This is a genomic window from Hyphomonas sp. FCG-A18, from assembly GCF_045287255.1.
Taxonomy (GTDB): domain Bacteria; phylum Pseudomonadota; class Alphaproteobacteria; order Caulobacterales; family Hyphomonadaceae; genus Henriciella.
In genome coordinates, this window is sequence record NZ_CP137142.1 from 2,016,316 (window position 1) to 2,032,768 (window position 16,453).

At 55.6% G+C, this 16,453-nt stretch carries 16 protein-coding genes; 9 read left to right on the forward strand and 7 right to left on the reverse strand.

Annotated elements, in window-relative coordinates; genetic code table 11:
* Nucleotides 1–215: 215 nt before the first annotated feature.
* The 3 genes from RYZ27_RS10030 (at nucleotide 216) to RYZ27_RS10040 (ending at nucleotide 2,449) form a co-directional block, all read left to right on the forward strand.
* A complete protein-coding gene (locus tag RYZ27_RS10030) occupies nucleotides 216–875 on the forward strand; it encodes a hypothetical protein (RefSeq protein ID WP_406679367.1) in 660 nt (219 codons plus the stop codon).
* A gap of 28 nt (nucleotides 876–903) precedes the next feature.
* The gene (gene nspC / locus RYZ27_RS10035) at nucleotides 904–2,040 is read left to right on the forward strand and encodes a carboxynorspermidine decarboxylase (RefSeq protein WP_406679368.1); all 1,137 of its coding nucleotides are present in this window, start codon (nucleotides 904–906) and stop codon (nucleotides 2,038–2,040) included.
* 88 nt (nucleotides 2,041–2,128) lie between these two features.
* Complete coding sequence (locus tag RYZ27_RS10040; protein ID WP_406679369.1) at nucleotides 2,129–2,449, forward strand: ubiquitin-like protein; 321 nt, start codon at nucleotides 2,129–2,131, stop codon at nucleotides 2,447–2,449.
* 14 nt (nucleotides 2,450–2,463) lie between these two features.
* Here the strand turns inward: RYZ27_RS10040 and RYZ27_RS10045 are convergent, their stop codons facing one another.
* The gene (locus RYZ27_RS10045) at nucleotides 2,464–2,853 is read right to left on the reverse strand and encodes a VOC family protein (RefSeq protein ID WP_406679370.1); all 390 of its coding nucleotides are present in this window, start codon (nucleotides 2,851–2,853) and stop codon (nucleotides 2,464–2,466) included.
* Between the two features lie 203 nt (nucleotides 2,854–3,056).
* Between RYZ27_RS10045 and RYZ27_RS10050 the strand changes: the two genes are divergently transcribed.
* Nucleotides 3,057–3,836 (forward strand): SDR family oxidoreductase, encoded by a 780-nt coding sequence (locus RYZ27_RS10050; RefSeq protein WP_406679371.1) that lies wholly within the window; start codon nucleotides 3,057–3,059, stop codon nucleotides 3,834–3,836.
* A 5-nt stretch (nucleotides 3,837–3,841) separates the two neighbouring features.
* On the opposite strand, the gene RYZ27_RS10055 is transcribed toward RYZ27_RS10050, so the two are convergent.
* The 4 genes from RYZ27_RS10055 to RYZ27_RS10070 all read right to left on the reverse strand — a co-directional run bounded on the left by RYZ27_RS10055 (nucleotide 3,842) and on the right by RYZ27_RS10070 (nucleotide 10,005).
* Entirely contained in the window at nucleotides 3,842–5,032 is a 1,191-nt protein-coding gene (locus RYZ27_RS10055) for an aspartate aminotransferase family protein (RefSeq protein WP_406679372.1), read from the reverse strand.
* Between the two features lie 286 nt (nucleotides 5,033–5,318).
* Nucleotides 5,319–7,427 (reverse strand): NAD-dependent DNA ligase LigA, encoded by a 2,109-nt coding sequence (gene ligA / locus RYZ27_RS10060; protein ID WP_406679373.1) that lies wholly within the window; start codon nucleotides 7,425–7,427, stop codon nucleotides 5,319–5,321.
* Nucleotides 7,424–9,121 carry a DNA repair protein RecN gene (gene recN / locus RYZ27_RS10065; RefSeq protein WP_406679374.1) on the reverse strand — a complete coding sequence of 566 codons (1,698 nt, stop codon included), beginning with the start codon at nucleotides 9,119–9,121 and terminating at the stop codon, nucleotides 7,424–7,426. The genes ligA and recN overlap by 4 nt, the downstream gene beginning before the upstream one ends.
* A gap of 50 nt (nucleotides 9,122–9,171) precedes the next feature.
* Complete coding sequence (locus RYZ27_RS10070) at nucleotides 9,172–10,005, reverse strand: outer membrane protein assembly factor BamD (RefSeq protein WP_406679375.1); 834 nt, start codon at nucleotides 10,003–10,005, stop codon at nucleotides 9,172–9,174.
* A gap of 187 nt (nucleotides 10,006–10,192) precedes the next feature.
* On the opposite strand from RYZ27_RS10070, the gene RYZ27_RS10075 reads away from it, so the two are divergent.
* Entirely contained in the window at nucleotides 10,193–10,657 is a 465-nt protein-coding gene (locus RYZ27_RS10075) for a helix-turn-helix domain-containing protein (protein WP_406679376.1), read from the forward strand.
* Nucleotides 10,658–10,781: 124 nt separating this feature from the next.
* Complete coding sequence (locus RYZ27_RS10080; RefSeq protein ID WP_406679377.1) at nucleotides 10,782–11,642, forward strand: cation diffusion facilitator family transporter; 861 nt, start codon at nucleotides 10,782–10,784, stop codon at nucleotides 11,640–11,642.
* A 104-nt stretch (nucleotides 11,643–11,746) separates the two neighbouring features.
* Here the strand turns inward: RYZ27_RS10080 and RYZ27_RS10085 are convergent, their stop codons facing one another.
* Nucleotides 11,747–12,508 carry a hypothetical protein gene (locus tag RYZ27_RS10085; protein WP_406679378.1) on the reverse strand — a complete coding sequence of 254 codons (762 nt, stop codon included), beginning with the start codon at nucleotides 12,506–12,508 and terminating at the stop codon, nucleotides 11,747–11,749.
* 147 nt (nucleotides 12,509–12,655) lie between these two features.
* On the opposite strand from RYZ27_RS10085, the gene RYZ27_RS10090 reads away from it, so the two are divergent.
* The 3 genes from RYZ27_RS10090 (at nucleotide 12,656) to RYZ27_RS10100 (ending at nucleotide 14,942) form a co-directional block, all read left to right on the forward strand.
* Nucleotides 12,656–14,125: a protein adenylyltransferase SelO gene (locus RYZ27_RS10090; RefSeq protein ID WP_406679379.1), complete on the forward strand. Its 1,470-nt coding sequence runs from the start codon at nucleotides 12,656–12,658 to the stop codon at nucleotides 14,123–14,125.
* Nucleotides 14,126–14,235: 110 nt separating this feature from the next.
* Entirely contained in the window at nucleotides 14,236–14,640 is a 405-nt protein-coding gene (locus RYZ27_RS10095) for a PTS sugar transporter subunit IIA (RefSeq protein ID WP_406679380.1), read from the forward strand.
* On the forward strand, nucleotides 14,637–14,942 hold the full coding sequence (locus tag RYZ27_RS10100; RefSeq protein WP_406679381.1) for an HPr family phosphocarrier protein: 306 nt from the start codon (nucleotides 14,637–14,639) through the stop codon (nucleotides 14,940–14,942). Before RYZ27_RS10095 ends, RYZ27_RS10100 begins: the two co-directional genes overlap by 4 nt.
* A gap of 5 nt (nucleotides 14,943–14,947) precedes the next feature.
* Here RYZ27_RS10100 and RYZ27_RS10105 read toward each other — a convergent pair whose 3' ends face one another.
* A complete protein-coding gene (locus RYZ27_RS10105) occupies nucleotides 14,948–16,399 on the reverse strand; it encodes an SLC13 family permease (RefSeq protein ID WP_406679382.1) in 1,452 nt (483 codons plus the stop codon).
* Nucleotides 16,400–16,453 lie beyond the last annotated feature (54 nt).

Below are 16,453 nucleotides of genomic sequence, written 5' to 3' on the forward strand. Positions count from 1 at the left end.
GTAAGCCCAGAGCACACGCTTGCAGCAGACCGCTTTACAGGGTGGAGCATGACCCTTTCTGGCGCGGTGCTAAGTGCGTTCACTATACTAGTTCTGGTACTTACCCGCCGGAAAACACCAAGACTGGATGCCTAAAATCAACAGCTGCGCCTTATCGTGGCCTCATTTTGGCGGCTATGGCACATTCCGTTCGTTAGAGATTGGAAACAAACGGAATGTCGATGCTGCGCGCACTTATCATTTTTACCCTTACGCCATTTCTGGCTTTGGCGCAGGCGGATGCGCCGAAGGGCAAGCAGCTCTTTGATCTGGCCGTAGATTATACATCGCTACAGACTATTCCCGGATGCTATCCAGATCGCCCCGACGCGCTTTACTTTCGATGCTATAATGCCAGCCAAGCCTATGATGCTGGACTTTCCAGAGCGAAGGCAGAGAGCAGGCCCCTTATGGTCATCTGGGGTTTTGATGAGTGCCCGGCCTGTCGCTATCTGGAATCAACAGAGTTCAATCCTGCCGAGCCTTGGATGACGAAACGATTCGCGCAATGGGCACTTTCACCAACACAAAAAGCTAGCTTGGGTAATGATGGCCAAGACCTCAAAATCCTACTGCTGCGGATCAACTCCAGAACGCCTTCCGGGGAAAAACTCGCCGAAGATCTTGGTGTGGATCAGATGGCGCGCGATAAAGGTGGGCGCCGAATCTGGAGCCCCTTTATCACCATGACCCATGCAGCAACTGGCAAGATTGTCTCCCAAGCCAGCATGCTGCCCAACCAGCAGCCCTGCAATCGCTGGGACGAGTATGCCCTTAACCTACAAGACCTCGGCTTCATCCCGGCGGATGAAAGCTATGAAAGGCGCATTTGCTAATCTGCCACGCTGCGCCTAAGTGGCCTGCATGATCACAGACGCAACGCTTCCAACCCCGACTTTTGTACTCGATATGGCGCGCCTGCGGGGCAATCTCGAAACAGCCAAGCGCGTGCGCGAAGAAGCCGGATGCAAAATCCTGCTCGCGACCAAAGCTTTTGCGATGCCAGCTGTTTTCCCGATGATGCGAGATTATCTCGATGGCACCACGGCCAGCGGTGAATACGAAGCGATTATGGGAGCCGAAACGTTCGGGAAAGAGGTCCATGTCTACTCCCCGGCCTATACGCAGAGCGAGCTGAACGCTGTTACGAAGATTGCCCAGCATGTCTATTTCAATAGCGCACAGCAACTGGAACAATGGGGACACAGCGCAATCGATGCGGGGTGCGAGATCGGCCTGCGGGTCAATCCCGGCTATTCGAATGCCACGCTTGGTGGTGACCTTTATGATCCATGCGCACCAAGCAGTCGGTTTGGCGAGATCGCGAGCAAACTTGATCAGGTGGATTGGTCAAAGGTCGACATTTTCCATGTCCACGCGCTGTGCGAGAGCCTTCATGAAGGCTCAATCGGCCTGATCAATCATGTTGCTCAGCATTTCGCGCCTTACCTGAAGCAGGTCAAAGCTGTGAATTTTGGCGGCGGACATTTCCTCAACAAACCGGGCTATGATGTCGACGCACTGATTGTGGCAATCAAAGCCTTCAAAACACAGTTTGATGTTGAGGTTATTCTCGAGCCGGGCGGTGGTCTTGTTGTAAATACGGGCGAGCTTCATGCCAGCGTGATTGCCCTGCATTGGAATGACAAAGACCTCGCCATCATCGATGCCAGTGCCTCAACCCATATGCCCGATGTCCTCGAAGTGCCTTATCGCCCGGACATCATTGGTGCTGGGGAAGCAAACGAAAAAGCCCACACGTATACACTCGGTGGTAAGACCTGCATGACCGGTGACGTGATTGGAACGTATAGTTTTGACAAACCTCTGACGCCGGCTGATCGGCTGATCTTCACTGATCAGATGCACTATAGCTTTGTCAAAACCAACACGTTCAATGGCTCCCCCCTCGCCAACCTCGCCATCCGTCATGAGGACGGCCAAATCGAGATGGTGAGCAATTTTGGCTATGAAGACTTTCGGGTCCGCTTAGGAGCGTAAGAGCGGTCTGCTGAACTCGCGTAACCCTTGCGGGTGATGCCGCTCCCTATGGATGTGGATAAGTTTATCCGACCATAGGGAGGATTTCATGAGAGTTTTGTTTGCAATCTTTGCGTTCACTACACTGACTGTCGCAGCTGTGCCCACCGGTTTCGCACAGAGCCAAACCACCGAAACCATGTCGATCACGGTCAAGGCGCTATCGGGTAAACAAACTGTTCTGAGCGTCTCGCCCAGCAATAAAATCGCGGAAGTGAAGCAGAAACTTCTTGAGGCTGAAGGTTATCCTCCCGAACAGCAACGGCTGATCTTCGCCGGAAAGCAGCTGGAAGACCAGCGCACGCTCAGCGACTATAATATCCAGGATGAGGCAACTCTGCATATGGTCTTGCGGCTGCGAGGAAAATAATCGGCATCCAAAATTTACGCGGGATTATGCTGGGGTTCCCACAGCTCAATCGGGTTGCCTTCAGGATCATAGACCCGCGCAAAGCTTCCATTCGGGTAGGGATTGTTCGGATCAAGGGTCACCTCATTCCCATTCGCCCGTAACTGCGCGACCATCTTTTCCAGATTGCGCACCCGAAAATTCAGCATGAATGTCTTTGACATATCCGGACCAAAATAATCGGTGTCCGCACTGAATGGCGCGAAGACGGTTGGTCCCTCAGCCTGATGCCAGGGCAAGGTTTCATAATCGCTTGGCACCGGATCAATCCCGAAATTATCGTGATACCAAACCGCTAACGCCTTTGTATCCTTGCCGCGAAAGAAGAACCCACCAAACCCTGTAATCACTTCCTTTTCTGCCATGACATACCCTCCAATGCTGATCATTGCCCGGAAGTATGGCCGAAAACCGGGTTGACGCAAAATGACGCCACCTTATGTGAGGCTAACACCTAAGGAGTTTTGTGCACACATGAACTAGCGACACCGGACCTCCGGCATAACGTATTTTCCGTTATCGGCGCTTAGCTTTGCGCCCGCTATTTTCCTTATGTGAAAGCTCAATCATGAAACGATTACAGAATAAAACCGCCCTGATTACAGGGGGCGCGCGCGGCATTGGTGCCGCCATTGCCAAAGCCTTTATGGATCAAGGGGCGACTGTCATCCTGACCGATATCAATGATGACGAGGGTCAAGCGACAGCCAACCAGCTCGGGGTCAGCTACGCCCACCTTGACGTGTCCAAAGAGGAGGATTGGCAGGCGATTGCGACGCGCTACCCGCAAATCGATGTGTTGGTCAACAATGCCGGGATTACCGGGTTTGAAGATGGCCCTGCCCCGCATGATCCGGCAAGTGCCAGTCTTGGTGAATGGCGGCGTGTCCATGCCACCAACCTTGACGGGGTTTTCCTAGGCTGCCGCTATGCCATCAATGCGATGAGAACCGCAGGCACAGGCAGCATCATCAACATCGCCTCGCGCTCTGGGCTTGTTGGCATACCCGGCGCTGCCGCCTATGCCAGTTCCAAGGCCGCAATCATCAACCACACACGCAGTGTCGCACTCTATTGCGCACAACAAGGCTGGCAGATTCGGTGCAATGCGATCGCTCCGGCCGCAATCCTCACCGAAATATGGGAACCCATGCTCGGTGATGGCCCTGACCGCGAAGCCAAAATGGCGGCTCTGGTTGTCGACACACCGCTTAAACGGTTTGGCCAACCCGGTGAGGTTGCTGCGCTGGCGACCATGCTGGCCAGCGACGAAGCCGCTTACATGACAGGGGAAACACTGACCCTTGATGGGGGCCTGCTCGCTGGATCAGCCGCAAGCCCCGGTTAATCGGCTTAAGTCGCGATTTCCCACTCGGAAAGCGCGGCATCCATAACGCCAACCGCTTCGCGCACGTCACTATCCTCAATGACGAGTGGCGGCGCGAGGCGGAGCACATTGTTCCCAGCAACACCGACAAGCAGGCCTTTGTCGCGACAGGCATTCTGAACCGGCTTAGGCAGTGCTTTCAGGCGCAAACCAATCAGCAGGCCTTTGCCCGTTACGCCATCGACTTTGTCTGGATGACTATCGGCAAGGCTCTTCAATCCCTGTGCAACAGTACCTGATACGCGGCGCACCTGCTCAAGGAACGCTTCATCAGAAATAATATCCCAAACGACATTGCCCACAGCCATGGCCAGCGGGTTGCCGCCATAGGTCGAACCATGGCTGCCCGGCTGCATGACAACGCCTGTTTCTTCTGTGGTCAGACAGGCCCCAAATGGAAAGCCGCCGCCAACGCCTTTGGCCACGCACATAATGTCCGGCTGTGCATTTTCAGCCCACTCGTGGGCAAACAGCTTGCCCGTCCGGCCCATGCCGCACTGTACTTCATCATAGATGAGCAGCGCACCGCGCTCGTCACACAGCTTACGAAGTTCCGTCAGGCAGGTTTCAGGGATAGCGCGAACACCGCCCTCGCCTTGTACTGGCTCTACAAGCACAGCCGCCGTTTTCTCTGTTACGGCTTTGTCGAGCGCGTCATGGTCACCGAACTCAATACTGGTAAAGCCTGGCAGAGCTGGGCCAAACCCTTCCAGATATTTCGGATTTCCGCCCGCATTGATCGCGCCAAGCGACCGACCATGGAAAGCGCCGGTAAATGTCACGATCTCATAGCGATCTGCATCACCCTTTGCCCAATGATACTTACGCGCCGTTTTGATCGCACACTCAATCGCCTCAGTCCCAGAATTGGTGAAGAAGACCCGGTCAGCAAAAGTGCGCTCACACATTTTCCGCGCGAGTTCCTCGCCCGCAGGGACACGAAACATGTTGGACGTGTGCCAGAGTTTGCCAGCTTGCTCGCGCAGGGCCTCAACCATCGCCGGATGCGAGTGCCCAAGGGCGCTCACTGCGATGCCGGCGACAAAATCAAGGTATGACTTCCCCTCTTCAGTAATCAGGCGGACACCCTCACCACGGTCGAAAGCTTCTTCGGGTGGACGGTAAACCGGCATGATATGCTGGCGTGGATCAGACATGATGGACTCCCTTGTACCAATACGCTTTGCGCACGCTTGGCGAGCATGCCGCCCAAAGTCAACACATTGGTATGAAATGAGCTTTCTCTAGCGCAGCCATCGCGCTCAAAAGACCCGAAGAGCAAAAAATTTCAAAAAAGCAACTTGACGAAAATCGATAATCAATTATTGTTTTTCAATAATAACCGATGAGGCACTTCTCTCCCCTCTCCCCCCTTCGACACGTGCCTTGTCGAATAAACTACTCCGATAAACTGGGGCTGCACTGCAGCCCCATTTTTCTTGCTTAATTCGAGATTAGAGCAATCCATTCAGCCTCGGTCATAACCGCAATTCCGAGCGTCTCAGCTTTCTTTAGCTTAGATCCTGCGCCAGGGCCTGCCACCAATATGTCTGTCTTTGCCGAAACAGAGCCAGACACCTTTGCCCCCAGTGATGTTGCGCGGGCTTTGGCCTCATCCCGCGTCATGGCTTCCAATGTCCCTGTAAACACGACCGTTTTGCCGCTGACCGGACTTTCACTCGCTGGGGCTTCACCATCCAGAACTGTAACCTCTGACAGCAAATCCTGCATCATTTCCAGATTGTGAGCCTCTTGTACGAAGGCGCGTAGGCTGGAAACTGCGGCCATGCCAACACCATCAAGGGAGACAAAAGGCTGCTCGGCAGTCTCTGGAGAGGCGCCGGAAAGCGCCTGAACAGCGGCCCAGAAGTCATCCCATCTCACGAAACTGCGTGCGAACAGGCCGGAGGTCGTCTGACCAACATGGCGAATACCAAGACCATTTAGAAAACGCGCAAACGCAACGCTTCGGTGGGCTTCAATCGCATCGAACAGTTTACGAGCCGAGGCGTCCCCAAAACCATCCCATTCGGCTAAAGGCGAATGCCCGGCGGCTTCGATACGCGCCTCAAGCTGGAAAATATGCTGTGGCGCAGTGACAATACCACGATCATGAAAGAGCTCGATTTGCTTCGCACCAAGCCCATCAATGTCCAGAGCCTTGCGGGATACGAAATGTTTGAGGCGTTCCACCACTTGCGCACCACAAGTTAGGCCACCTGTGCAACGTCGCCGGACATCTGGTTCACCTTTGTCATCAAGTTCCCGCACGGCTGCTGACTGACAGACCGGGCAGATGTGTGGCATCTCGTAAGGCGGGCTACGGTCCTGACGATCAGGGTCCGTCACGCGCAAAACCTGCGGGATGACATCGCCTGCACGCTGTATCTCCACATGGTCGCCCACACGCACATCCAAACGCGCGATTTCATCCTCATTGTGCAAAGTCGCATTCGATACGACCACGCCGCCAACCGTAACCGGGGTAAGCCGTGCCACCGGGGTCAGAGAGCCAGTCCGACCGACCTGAATGTCGATCGCCTCAAGCCTGGTGACCGCCTTCTCAGCCGGAAATTTGTGCGCAATGGCCCAACGCGGGAAGCGGCTGACCTGCCCTAGTCGGGTCTGCCAGTCGAGGCGGTCGACTTTGTAGACAACGCCATCGATATCATAACCAAGACCAGCGCGGCCCTCGGCAATAGCGCGGTAAGCGTCAAGCAAACCGTCTATGGTCTCATGGCTTGAGAAAAGCGCATTCGTCTGAAAACCCCATGAGGCCAGCTTGTCGACGGCTTCAGTTTGGGTTTGCGCAAATGGTTCCGACACCTCACCCCATGCATAGGCATAGAAATGGAGCGGGCGGGAGCGGGTGATTGTCGTGTCGAGTTGGCGCAGGCTGCCCGCAGCGGCATTGCGCGGGTTGGCAAATGTTTTGCTACCCTTCTCGGCCTCACGTGTATTGAGCGCTTCGAAGTCTGCATGGCTCATATAGACCTCGCCGCGAACTTCGATGCGCTGTGGCCAGTTAGCCCCCTGCAGACTTCCGGGAATATCCTCCAGGGTTCGCGCATTCGCCGTGACATCCTCACCCACGCGCCCATCACCGCGTGTTGCAGCGCGAACAAGCTGCCCGTTTTCATAGGTCAGGCTGAGCGACAAGCCGTCAATCTTCGGCTCTGCCGTGAGCGCTAAGGTCTCACCTTCGGAAAGTCCCAGAAATCGGCGGATGCGCCCGGCAAAATCGGCGACATCTTCATCATTGAAAGCATTATCCAGCGACAACATCGCAACGCCATGTTCAATCTTGCCAAAGCCACTCGCGGGTCGGACACCAACTTGATCGGTGGGGCTATCCTTACGCTTGAGATGGGGGAACCTCGCTTCAATGGCCAAATTGCGTTGGCGCAGCGCATCATAGGCAGCATCGCTCAAGTGGGGATCATCATCAACGTAATAGGCAGCGTCTGCGAGTTTGATTTCCGTCGCGAGCCGCGCCAACTCGCGCCGAGCAGCTGCTTCATCAAGATCGTCTACAGATATTTCGCCACTCATGCCGCCTCCAGCAATTTCGATGCGGCTGCTCTTGCCTCATCGGTTATACTGGAGCCTGACAACATCCGGGCAATTTCTTCAAGCCGTTGACCGTCATCAAGTTGATGAACAGCAGTCACGAGTCCTGATTTTCCAACCTCCTGTTTCCGCACCCGCCATTGACGGTGTGCGGACGAGGCGACTTGCGGACTATGGGTGATAGCAAAAACCTGCCTATCCTTGGACAGGCGCTGAAGACGTTCCCCGATGGCTGCGGCAACGGCGCCGCCTACCCCCTGATCGGCTTCGTCAAAGATCAAGGTTTGAGCTACTCCGGCATGGGCCAGCGCGCATTTCAACGCGAGAGAGAAACGCGCCAACTCGCCCCCGGATGCAATCTGACGAAGAGAGCCAAAACCGCTCCCCGGATTGGTTTCCACTTCAAACTCTGCGCGCTCCTTACCGTTGGCACCGCTTTCACCTTCACCAATCGGATCAAATCGAACAGCCACTTTTACACGGCCCAAGTGGAGCGGTTTCAACTCCTTCATAATGGCCCGTTCCAGGCGATGCGCCCCGGATCGGCGCGCCACTGATAATGTATCAGCCGCCATATCCCAAGCTTTTAGGGCCGCCTGCTCCCTGGCTCGTGCTTCATCCAAGGCCCCCGTCTCAGCCTCACACAGAGACAAAGCCTCGCGGCAGGTTTCAAGGGTTTCGGCGAGCATATCAGGCTCAGCTTCGAACTTCCGTGCCGCCCCCCGCAAAGCAAGCAAACGGGCCTCAATACGCTCAAGCGCGGCAGCATCGTGGAGATCATGGATCTTCAAACCGTTGGAAAGGCTCTGAGCCTCAGTCAGCTCAATCAATACCCGCTCAATCGCATCCGAGGCCGCATGCGCCTGCTTTGCCAAACCTTCATCAAGCGCTTCAAGACCTTCGATCCGGATCAACCGTTCAGCCGCACGCGCTGCTTTTGACAGAGTCTCTTCAATCGTGCGCGTGGATATAGCGCTATCCATCTCCTGAATGGCTTCCGTCAGCCGTTCGGCCTGCATAAGGACAGCACGTTGCGCGAGAAGCGTAGAAGCCTCACCCGGTTCAGGAGCAAGTTTTTCGAGCTCAGACACCGCGAAGAGCAACCAATCCTTGCGCTCGGTCGCATTCCGAACAGCGGCTTCCAGATTTTGCCTATGCTCACGCGCCTCCGCGAGAGCAACCCAGGACGCACGACAGTTCTGAAGCTCTACATCAATGCCTGAAAAGGCATCCAGAAGCCCGCGATGGGTCGACGGGCGCATCAGGCCGGAGGCTGAATGCTGACCATGAATCTCAACCAGTTTCTCCCCAACCGTTTCCAGCGTTGCAGCAGAGACCGGCTGGTCATTGATAAAAGCCCGAGAGGGCCCGTTCCTTGAAAGGGTACGGCGCAGGGTAAGCGTTTCCTCACGGCTTGCACCGACATCAAGCTCTTCAAGCTCGTCCCAGACCGCGTGACCAGCTTGCAAGGCAAACTCTGCGGTGACACTCGCCTGATCTTCATCATGGCGAACAAAGCGTCGATTGGCCGGACCACCCAGGACTAAACCAAGCGCATCAAGAATGATGGATTTACCCGCACCGGTTTCACCCGTGAGAGCCGTGAAGCCCTGACCAACTTCCAGATCCAGACGGTCGATCAGAACAAAAGAACGTATCGAGAGAGCAACAATCATGCCCCTCGATAACACAAGAACAAAAATAGAACAAGCAGAGTCTGCTCTGCTTATTTTCCGCCAGGAATGAGGCGCTGCAGGAAGGTCCGGCGCTGCCCCTCGCCAACCCCATCAGGGTCAAGCCCCTGCCCGGTCAGCAAGCGGTGGCTGTCACGATACCAGACACTGTTTGGGTAATTGTAACCGAGTACAGCGCCCGCTGCGAGCGCTTCCTGCTTCAAACCGAGGGAGAGATAAGTCTCCACCAGGCGATGCAGAGCCTCAGGTGTATGCCCGGTGGTCTCATAGTCTTTCACGACAGTGCGGAAACGGTTCACGGCAGCCAGATGCTGGTTGCGACGCAAATACCAGCGGCCAATCTCCATCTCCTTACCGGCGAGTTGATCCTCAACCATGTCGAGCTTCAACTCGGCATCGCGGGCATAATCACTTTCAGGGAAACGGCGGACAACATCGGTAAGAGAAGCTTTTGCCAATTCTGTGGTGTTCTGGTCGCGGCCAACATCCACAATCTGATCAAAATAACTGACGCCAATCAGGTAGTAGGCATAAGCCGCGTCATCGGCTGCCGGGTTCAGCGAAATGAAACGCTGCGCAGTGCCGATCGCATCATCATACCGACGGGCCTCATAGGAAGCATAAGCTGACATCAGGGCTGAGCGGCGCGCCCACTCTGAATAGGGGTGCTGGCGCTCAACCTCGTTAAAGAGCGCAACAGCCTCGACATAATCACGCTTGTCCAGCTCCGTCAGAGCCAGATTGTAAATACGCTCAACCGGGCGTTCGACATAGGCAATCTCTTCGTTACGGTTGCCGGACTGGCAAGCCGTGATCGACAGGGCCATAAGTGATGCGGTCAAAGCCAAAGGGGTGCGGATCGGCATATAGCAGTCTCACTCTTGTATCTGTCTGGCACATTCCCCAGCCCCCACGATTTGTAAAGGTCACACCTGCTGTGGTCCAGTCACAGCCTCACACTCTGTCTCACTTGTCATTTTTGTAAAATCAGCATAGTTTTTTATTGCAGATGATTGGAACTATTGGGTTCTACATCGCCAAGAGACACACAAAATGACCGATCTGACGCCTGAACCGAACACTGCGCCGCAACTGACAGCCAGTGAGGTTGACGCTCGCGTTGGGGACCGCATCCGCCGTCGCCGTATTCTGATGGGTCTCACGCAGGACCAACTCGGAGAGGCTTTAGGCATCTCCTATCAGCAGATCCAGAAATATGAGACAGGCGCGAACCGGGTCAGTGTTGGACGTCTGTATCTGATCGCTCAGCGCCTTGAAGTGAACCCGGGCTGGTTCTTCGACGGCAACCTTTCCGATGCCAGCCGGGCCGACATTGATGAACTGGGTTCATCGCGTCTCCTGATGGATTTTGTCCGCAATTTTTCTCGAATTGAAGATGATCGCCTCAAGACAGCTCTGGTTGCTCTTGTCCGGGCGATGGCCGAGAATGAAGAGGCGTTCGATGAAGACAGCGTCAAGCTCAGCATGACTGAGGATTCATCTGCGCTGCATCCCTGAGAATGAATGTTATAACAATTCTCAAGCTGCTGTAATCATTGACTTTCATCAGGAAGTGCGGTCCAAGCCTAGGATGGCTCACGGACATGCACATAGCGCACATGATCACGCGCATCACCACGCTTTGGACAATACTAAGGATGGCCGCCGCCGGGTTGCTATAGCGGCTTTGCTGACCTTCTCATTCATGATCGCGGAGGTCATTGGCGGCCTGATTTCAGGGTCTCTGGCTCTCCTTGCAGACGCCGCTCACATGCTGACCGATGCTGGCTCCCTGGCCCTGGCATGGCTTGGCTTCAAACTGGCTGAACGTCCTGCCAGCGAGGAACGCACTTTCGGCTGGGCCCGCTTCAAGGTTTTGGCAGCTTTTGTAAATGGTCTTACCCTGATCGCCCTTGCAGGCTGGATTATTTTTGAAGCGATTGGGCGCCTTCTCGACCCACAACCCATTATGGGCAGCTTGATGCTCGGCGTCGCCATAGGTGGACTGGTCGTGAATATCCTCGCCTTCTACGTTCTGCATGGCGGGGACAAGGATGATCTGAATATGCAGGGCGCCCTATGGCATGTTGCAGGCGACCTGCTCGGCTCAATTGCTGCAATTGGCGCCGCGATCATTATCGTGTTCACAGGCTGGACAATGGCAGATCCGATCCTGTCTGTACTGGTTGCGCTGATCATCGCGGTCGGCGGGATCAACCTAGTCCGTAAAACAGGTCACATTCTGATTGAAGGCGTGCCGCCCGGCCTCGACCTCAAAGCCATTCGCACAGATCTCAGCACACAAATTGAGGGGGTCAAAAGAGTAACCCACCTCCATGCCTGGGCCCTCAATGAGCACAAATCGCTGATTACACTGGATGTCTATGTGGACGGTGGCACGTGCCTCGAAGACACCAGAGTTGCAGTGAAGAAGCGGTTGCTCGATGAGTTCGGTCTGGACCATGCAACTGTTGAAGTTCTGAGAGATCAGAAAACGTCCTGACCATATGGAAAAAGGGAGACCAGATAGGCCTCCCTTCCACACTCTACGCATACTCTACTGATGCCTAAATAGCACAGTTAAGCGATTGTGCAAACTTGTTTCTCCTAAAGCAGACTTCCCTGCGAGAGCGCATCAGCTTGCGCCCGCCAGTCGTCTCGCCGAATCCGACCCGGAAAACTCATGTCACCTTCCAGAGTCTCCGTCTGTTGATCATTGAGCGCCGCAATCTGCCAGAAATGAAAGATGCCAGCTTCATTCAGTTTACGCTCTAGCACCGGACCAATGCCCTTGATTCGCTTCAGGTCGTCAGCCTGGCCTTGAGGTGTTTCCAACCGCCCCTGTTCATCTAAGGCGGGCTTAGGTTCTGGCCCAGATAGCGTGACAAGCTCCTCACCCATCCGACGCACGCGCGCTTGCAGCTCAGCGTCTGTGAGCTTGCCCTCAGCGCCAAGCGCGGCAACCATTTCCTCCAAGGCTTCAAGGCGCGCTTTCACCCCCGCCTCGACTGCCGGTCGCGTGTCGACAATCTCGTTGAGACCCAGTGCCTTGAGTAATGCAGCGCGGTCCATCCCCTTCCCGGCTTTTTTGGCCTTTGGACCATGTGGGCGCAGCGCCTGAATTTGTGCCCCGATTGTTGCAAGCTGACGCGCAAGTTTAGCATGAGGCTTCCGCTTGCCAGAGCGCTTCGCAGTCGCTTTCTCGAACGCCTTGCCACGCTTGGCCAGTGCTTCAAAAGCATCATCTGTCTTATGCCCTGAAACATCATGGGCCGCGCCGTAAACCCCGAGGCCAGCTCGCCAGATTTTCTGGGCCAGTTTCCCTGCCTGTCCGGCTGTTAGTTCGTTCTTGGTGCGCTTTTTCGCCATGCGATTCTCCTGAAAAACTCTCTGAAAAGTATTGTCACATTACCTTCACAATTTGCCAATTTTGTCCATCACTGCCCCGCATGACTGGCCATTTTTTAACCTGCCCCCACATTGTTGAAACAGTGGTGAGAAAAGCGATTGATGATCATGACCAGGACACGGCCAAGCTACCTTGATCTCCCCGAAGGACTTTACAGCGAAGTCCCCACCAGCCGCTTTCCGGACCCTACCCTATTTGCAGCCAATCAGGAGTTCGCCAAGACATTCGAGCTTGGCCCAGACTGGTTCCAATCGCCAGAGACGATCGCTGCGCTCAGTGGTCGCCAGCCCCTCTATGAAGGCGCTCCGATCGCGATGGCCTATTCCGGTCACCAGTTTGGACACTATGCACCTTTGCTCGGCGATGGGCGTGCCATGCTGGCAGGTGCATTGTACGATACAAGCGGCCACGAGCATGAGCTGCATCTCAAAGGCAGTGGCCTGACCCCATTTTCCCGCGGCGGCGATGGCAAGGCGACGCTCGGCGCTGCGATCCGCGAATACATTGTCAGCGAAGCTATGGCCGCGCTTGGCGTGCCGAGTTCTCGCAGCCTTGCCATTCTGACGACGGGTGAACGGATCATGCGACAGCAAGGGCCTCTGCTTGGCGCGGTGCTGGCGCGAACAGCACGCAGTCACCTGCGTGTTGGGACGTTCCAGTATACAGCGGCCAATCATGATGAAGATACGCTGCGGGCGCTGGCTGATTTTGCAATCGAGCGTCTTGATCCAGACCTCATGGACCTTGGCGATCAAAGGTATGCGGCCTTCTTGACCCGGATTGCTGATCGACAGGCAAAACTGATCGCACAATGGATGTCTTTTGGCTTCATCCATGGCGTCATGAATACAGACAATATGACCCTCTCGGGCGAGACTATCGATTATGGCCCCTGCGCATTCATGGATGCGTTTCACCCCGCCCGCGTGTTCAGCTCGATTGACCATTATGGCCGCTATGCCTGGAACAAACAGCCTGAAATTGGCCTGTGGAATCTCAGTCGTCTGGCTGAAGCTATGCTTCCTCTTTTTGGTAAGGAAGAAGCCGACCAGATCGCAGCTGCCGAAGCCGCTCTGAAAGACTATCCCGCACAGTTTAAAACCGCGTGGATGGCCGCCATGGCTGCCAAGCTTGGCCTTGATGAGGCCAGTGATCATGAGGCTTTCATTGAGGAAACGCTGTCCCTCCTATTCGAAGGCAAAGCCGATTTCACACGCGCGTTTACAGCGTTAACGCGCTATGCCCATGGCGACTCCCCGAGTGCCTTTATCGGTGAATTTGAACAGGCTGACCCGGCTCGGGATTGGCTGAACAATTGGGAGGCCATCACGGATAACCCTGCTCAGCTAGATGCGTCTCGTCTTAATGGTATGCGCGCAGTAAACCCCGTTCGTATCGCGCGTAACCATCAGGTTGAAGTCGCGATCAACGCGGCGGAAAACCATAGCAATAGCAAGCCGTTTCATGCACTCTTAGAGGCCATAAAAGCTCCATTTGTGGAAGATTCCGCCCTTGCGGCCTATGAGGCAGCTCCTGAGCCTGAAGAAGTGGTTCAACAGACCTTCTGCGGCACATGAGGCACCGGGGCCACACCCTCTGAGGACCTGCGCCAGAGCGGCAAGATCAGGCTTGACGCTCGCTATACCTGTGTCAGCTTTAATTTTACGTAATCTGAAAGGGTTCGATCTTGATCGGAATTGTGGTTGTCAGCCATGGGGAACTCGCGCGTGAACTCGTGCGCGCAGCAGAGCATGTGGTTGGCAAGCAGCCTGCTTTCCGGTCCATCTCCATCGAAGCCGAAGATGACATGGAAGACCGTCGCGATGAGATTCGCGAAACCGTTAGAGATTGTGACAGCGGCAAAGGCGTGATCATCCTGACCGACATGTTTGGTGGCACACCCTCCAACCTGGCTTTATCGAATCTGGCCCCGGGAAAGGTCGACGTAGTGGGCGGAGTAAACCTGCCCATGCTGATCCACCTGGTTCAGGTTCGCTCTGACCTGACCCTGCAGGAAGCCGCGCAAGCTGCCGCAGATGCAGGGCAGCGCTATATCCGCATCGGCTCAGAAGTACTGGGCAAGAGCAAATGAACAACGCCGTAAAGACGCGCGACGTCGAAATCGTCAATCATAAAGGCTTGCATGCGCGTGCTTCAGCAAAGCTCGCCGGCCTCGCCACAGATTTGCCGGTCAAAGTTCTCGTCAGCCATGATGGTGAAAGCGCCGATGCACGATCAATCATGGACCTGCTCTGCCTCGGCGCAGGGATCGGCTCGATAATCACGCTTCAGGCCGAGGGGGAGGACGCTGACGCAGCCCTTGATGCGGTGGTCGCACTCATTGCGGATGGCTTCGGCGAACTGAGCGAAGAACGTTCAAACGCCTGCAAGTAAGCAGCCTAGAGCACAAGCGGTGCGAGCCAGAACCCAATCACTGTGATCACCACGGCGGCGATTAAGTTGATCCGTAGCCCCCGCTTCATCATTTGCTCAATCGTCACACGATCAGTTGCATAAATGATCGCGTTCGGTGCGGTTGCGACTGGCAACATAAAGGCACAACTCGCTGCCACCGCCGCCGGGGCGAGAAGGCTGGCTGGCGCAACGCCAACGCCAACGGATAAAGACCCCAAGATCGGAGCCAGAGTCGTCATGGTCGCAACATTACTGGTCAACTCCGTCAGGAAGATGACCAGTAAAACGACTGCTGCAATAAACAGGATCGGAGGCCAGCCGCCCATAACGGACAAGGCCTCGCCAATCCACGCTGACAGACCCGTATTACTAACCGCCCGCCCAAGGGCAATACCGCCGCCAAACAGGAGGAGGACCCCCCAAGGCAGTTTTACTGCCTCGTCCCAAGCCAGGAGTGCACGCTTTTCCCCACCCCCCGCAGGCACCAAAAACACCAGAACGGCCCCAAGGACGGCGATCATCATATCCACCTGCGCGCCACTATACTGCGCCAGCGTGTCCCAACCGAGCGCTTCTGCGAGCATGACCCACCATAGCCGCCCCATCCACAAGAAAGCGATCAGAGCAAACACCATTGCAATCCGGACTTCAGGCACCGTCATTTTACCCAGCGCCGCACGCTCCTCATGCACGACCTGCATCGCTGCCTCGCCATCATGGATCGGGTTGATTTCACGGGTCACAACCCACCATACGGCTGGGATGAGGACCGCCACCGTTGGCAAACCAAATGCCATCCATTGTGGGAAACCGATGCTGGCGCCTGTTTCCTTTTGCAACCAGTCAATCGCGATCAAATTGGTCGGTGTTCCGATTGGTGTCCCGACGCCACCAATCGAGGCCGCATAGCAAACCCCCAACAGGAGAGCGATTGTAAACTTTGGATCGCGTGTGCTGAGCGCAGCTGCGGCCGACAGCGCGATCGGGACCATCATCAGGGTACTGGCTGTGTTTGAAATCCACATGGAGAGGACAGCAGTGGCCAGCATGAAGCCCCCCACCAGAGCGCGGGGGGACGCCCCGACCATGGAGACGACTCTCAGAGCGATACGCTTATGCAGCCCCCATCGCTCAATCCCCAGCGCCAGAATAAAACCACCCAGAAGCAGCAAAACAATGTGATGGGCGTAACTTGCTCCAACCGCCGTCGGCGCGCCAGCTCCAACCAGCGGCAGCACGATCAAGGGCAAGAGTGAGGTTACCGGGATCGGGATAGGCTCGGTCGCCCACCAGATGGCCATCCACACCATCAAGGCTCCAGTCGCCCAAGCAGCAAAACTCAAGCCTTCGGGCACGCCAGAAAGCAGCATCACAGACGCCAGAACAGGCCCGGCAATCAGACCAATTGTCTTGGGCAAAGAACGCGAGTCACTCATGCAGCCATGGGCTCATGCAAGGCAAAGGTGTCAAGTCTAGAGTCCTGTAAACTG

Coding starts and splice junctions, on each gene's coding strand:
- RYZ27_RS10045 (WP_406679370.1), bottom strand. CDS start 2,853: ATGGCAGAAAAGGAAGTGATTACAGGGTTTGGTGGGTTCTTCTTTCGC.
- RYZ27_RS10070 (WP_406679375.1), bottom strand. CDS start 10,005: ATGCCGATCCGCACCCCTTTGGCTTTGACCGCATCACTTATGGCCCTG.
- RYZ27_RS10030 (WP_406679367.1), top strand. CDS start 216: ATGTCGATGCTGCGCGCACTTATCATTTTTACCCTTACGCCATTTCTG.
- RYZ27_RS10055 (WP_406679372.1), bottom strand. CDS start 5,032: ATGTCTGATCCACGCCAGCATATCATGCCGGTTTACCGTCCACCCGAA.
- RYZ27_RS10105 (WP_406679382.1), bottom strand. CDS start 16,399: ATGAGTGACTCGCGTTCTTTGCCCAAGACAATTGGTCTGATTGCCGGG.
- RYZ27_RS10100 (WP_406679381.1), top strand. CDS start 14,637: ATGAACAACGCCGTAAAGACGCGCGACGTCGAAATCGTCAATCATAAA.
- RYZ27_RS10075 (WP_406679376.1), top strand. CDS start 10,193: ATGACCGATCTGACGCCTGAACCGAACACTGCGCCGCAACTGACAGCC.
- ligA (WP_406679373.1), bottom strand. CDS start 7,427: ATGAGTGGCGAAATATCTGTAGACGATCTTGATGAAGCAGCTGCTCGG.
- recN (WP_406679374.1), bottom strand. CDS start 9,121: ATGATTGTTGCTCTCTCGATACGTTCTTTTGTTCTGATCGACCGTCTG.
- RYZ27_RS10050 (WP_406679371.1), top strand. CDS start 3,057: ATGAAACGATTACAGAATAAAACCGCCCTGATTACAGGGGGCGCGCGC.
- nspC (WP_406679368.1), top strand. CDS start 904: ATGATCACAGACGCAACGCTTCCAACCCCGACTTTTGTACTCGATATG.
- RYZ27_RS10040 (WP_406679369.1), top strand. CDS start 2,129: ATGAGAGTTTTGTTTGCAATCTTTGCGTTCACTACACTGACTGTCGCA.
- RYZ27_RS10085 (WP_406679378.1), bottom strand. CDS start 12,508: ATGGCGAAAAAGCGCACCAAGAACGAACTAACAGCCGGACAGGCAGGG.
- RYZ27_RS10090 (WP_406679379.1), top strand. CDS start 12,656: ATGACCAGGACACGGCCAAGCTACCTTGATCTCCCCGAAGGACTTTAC.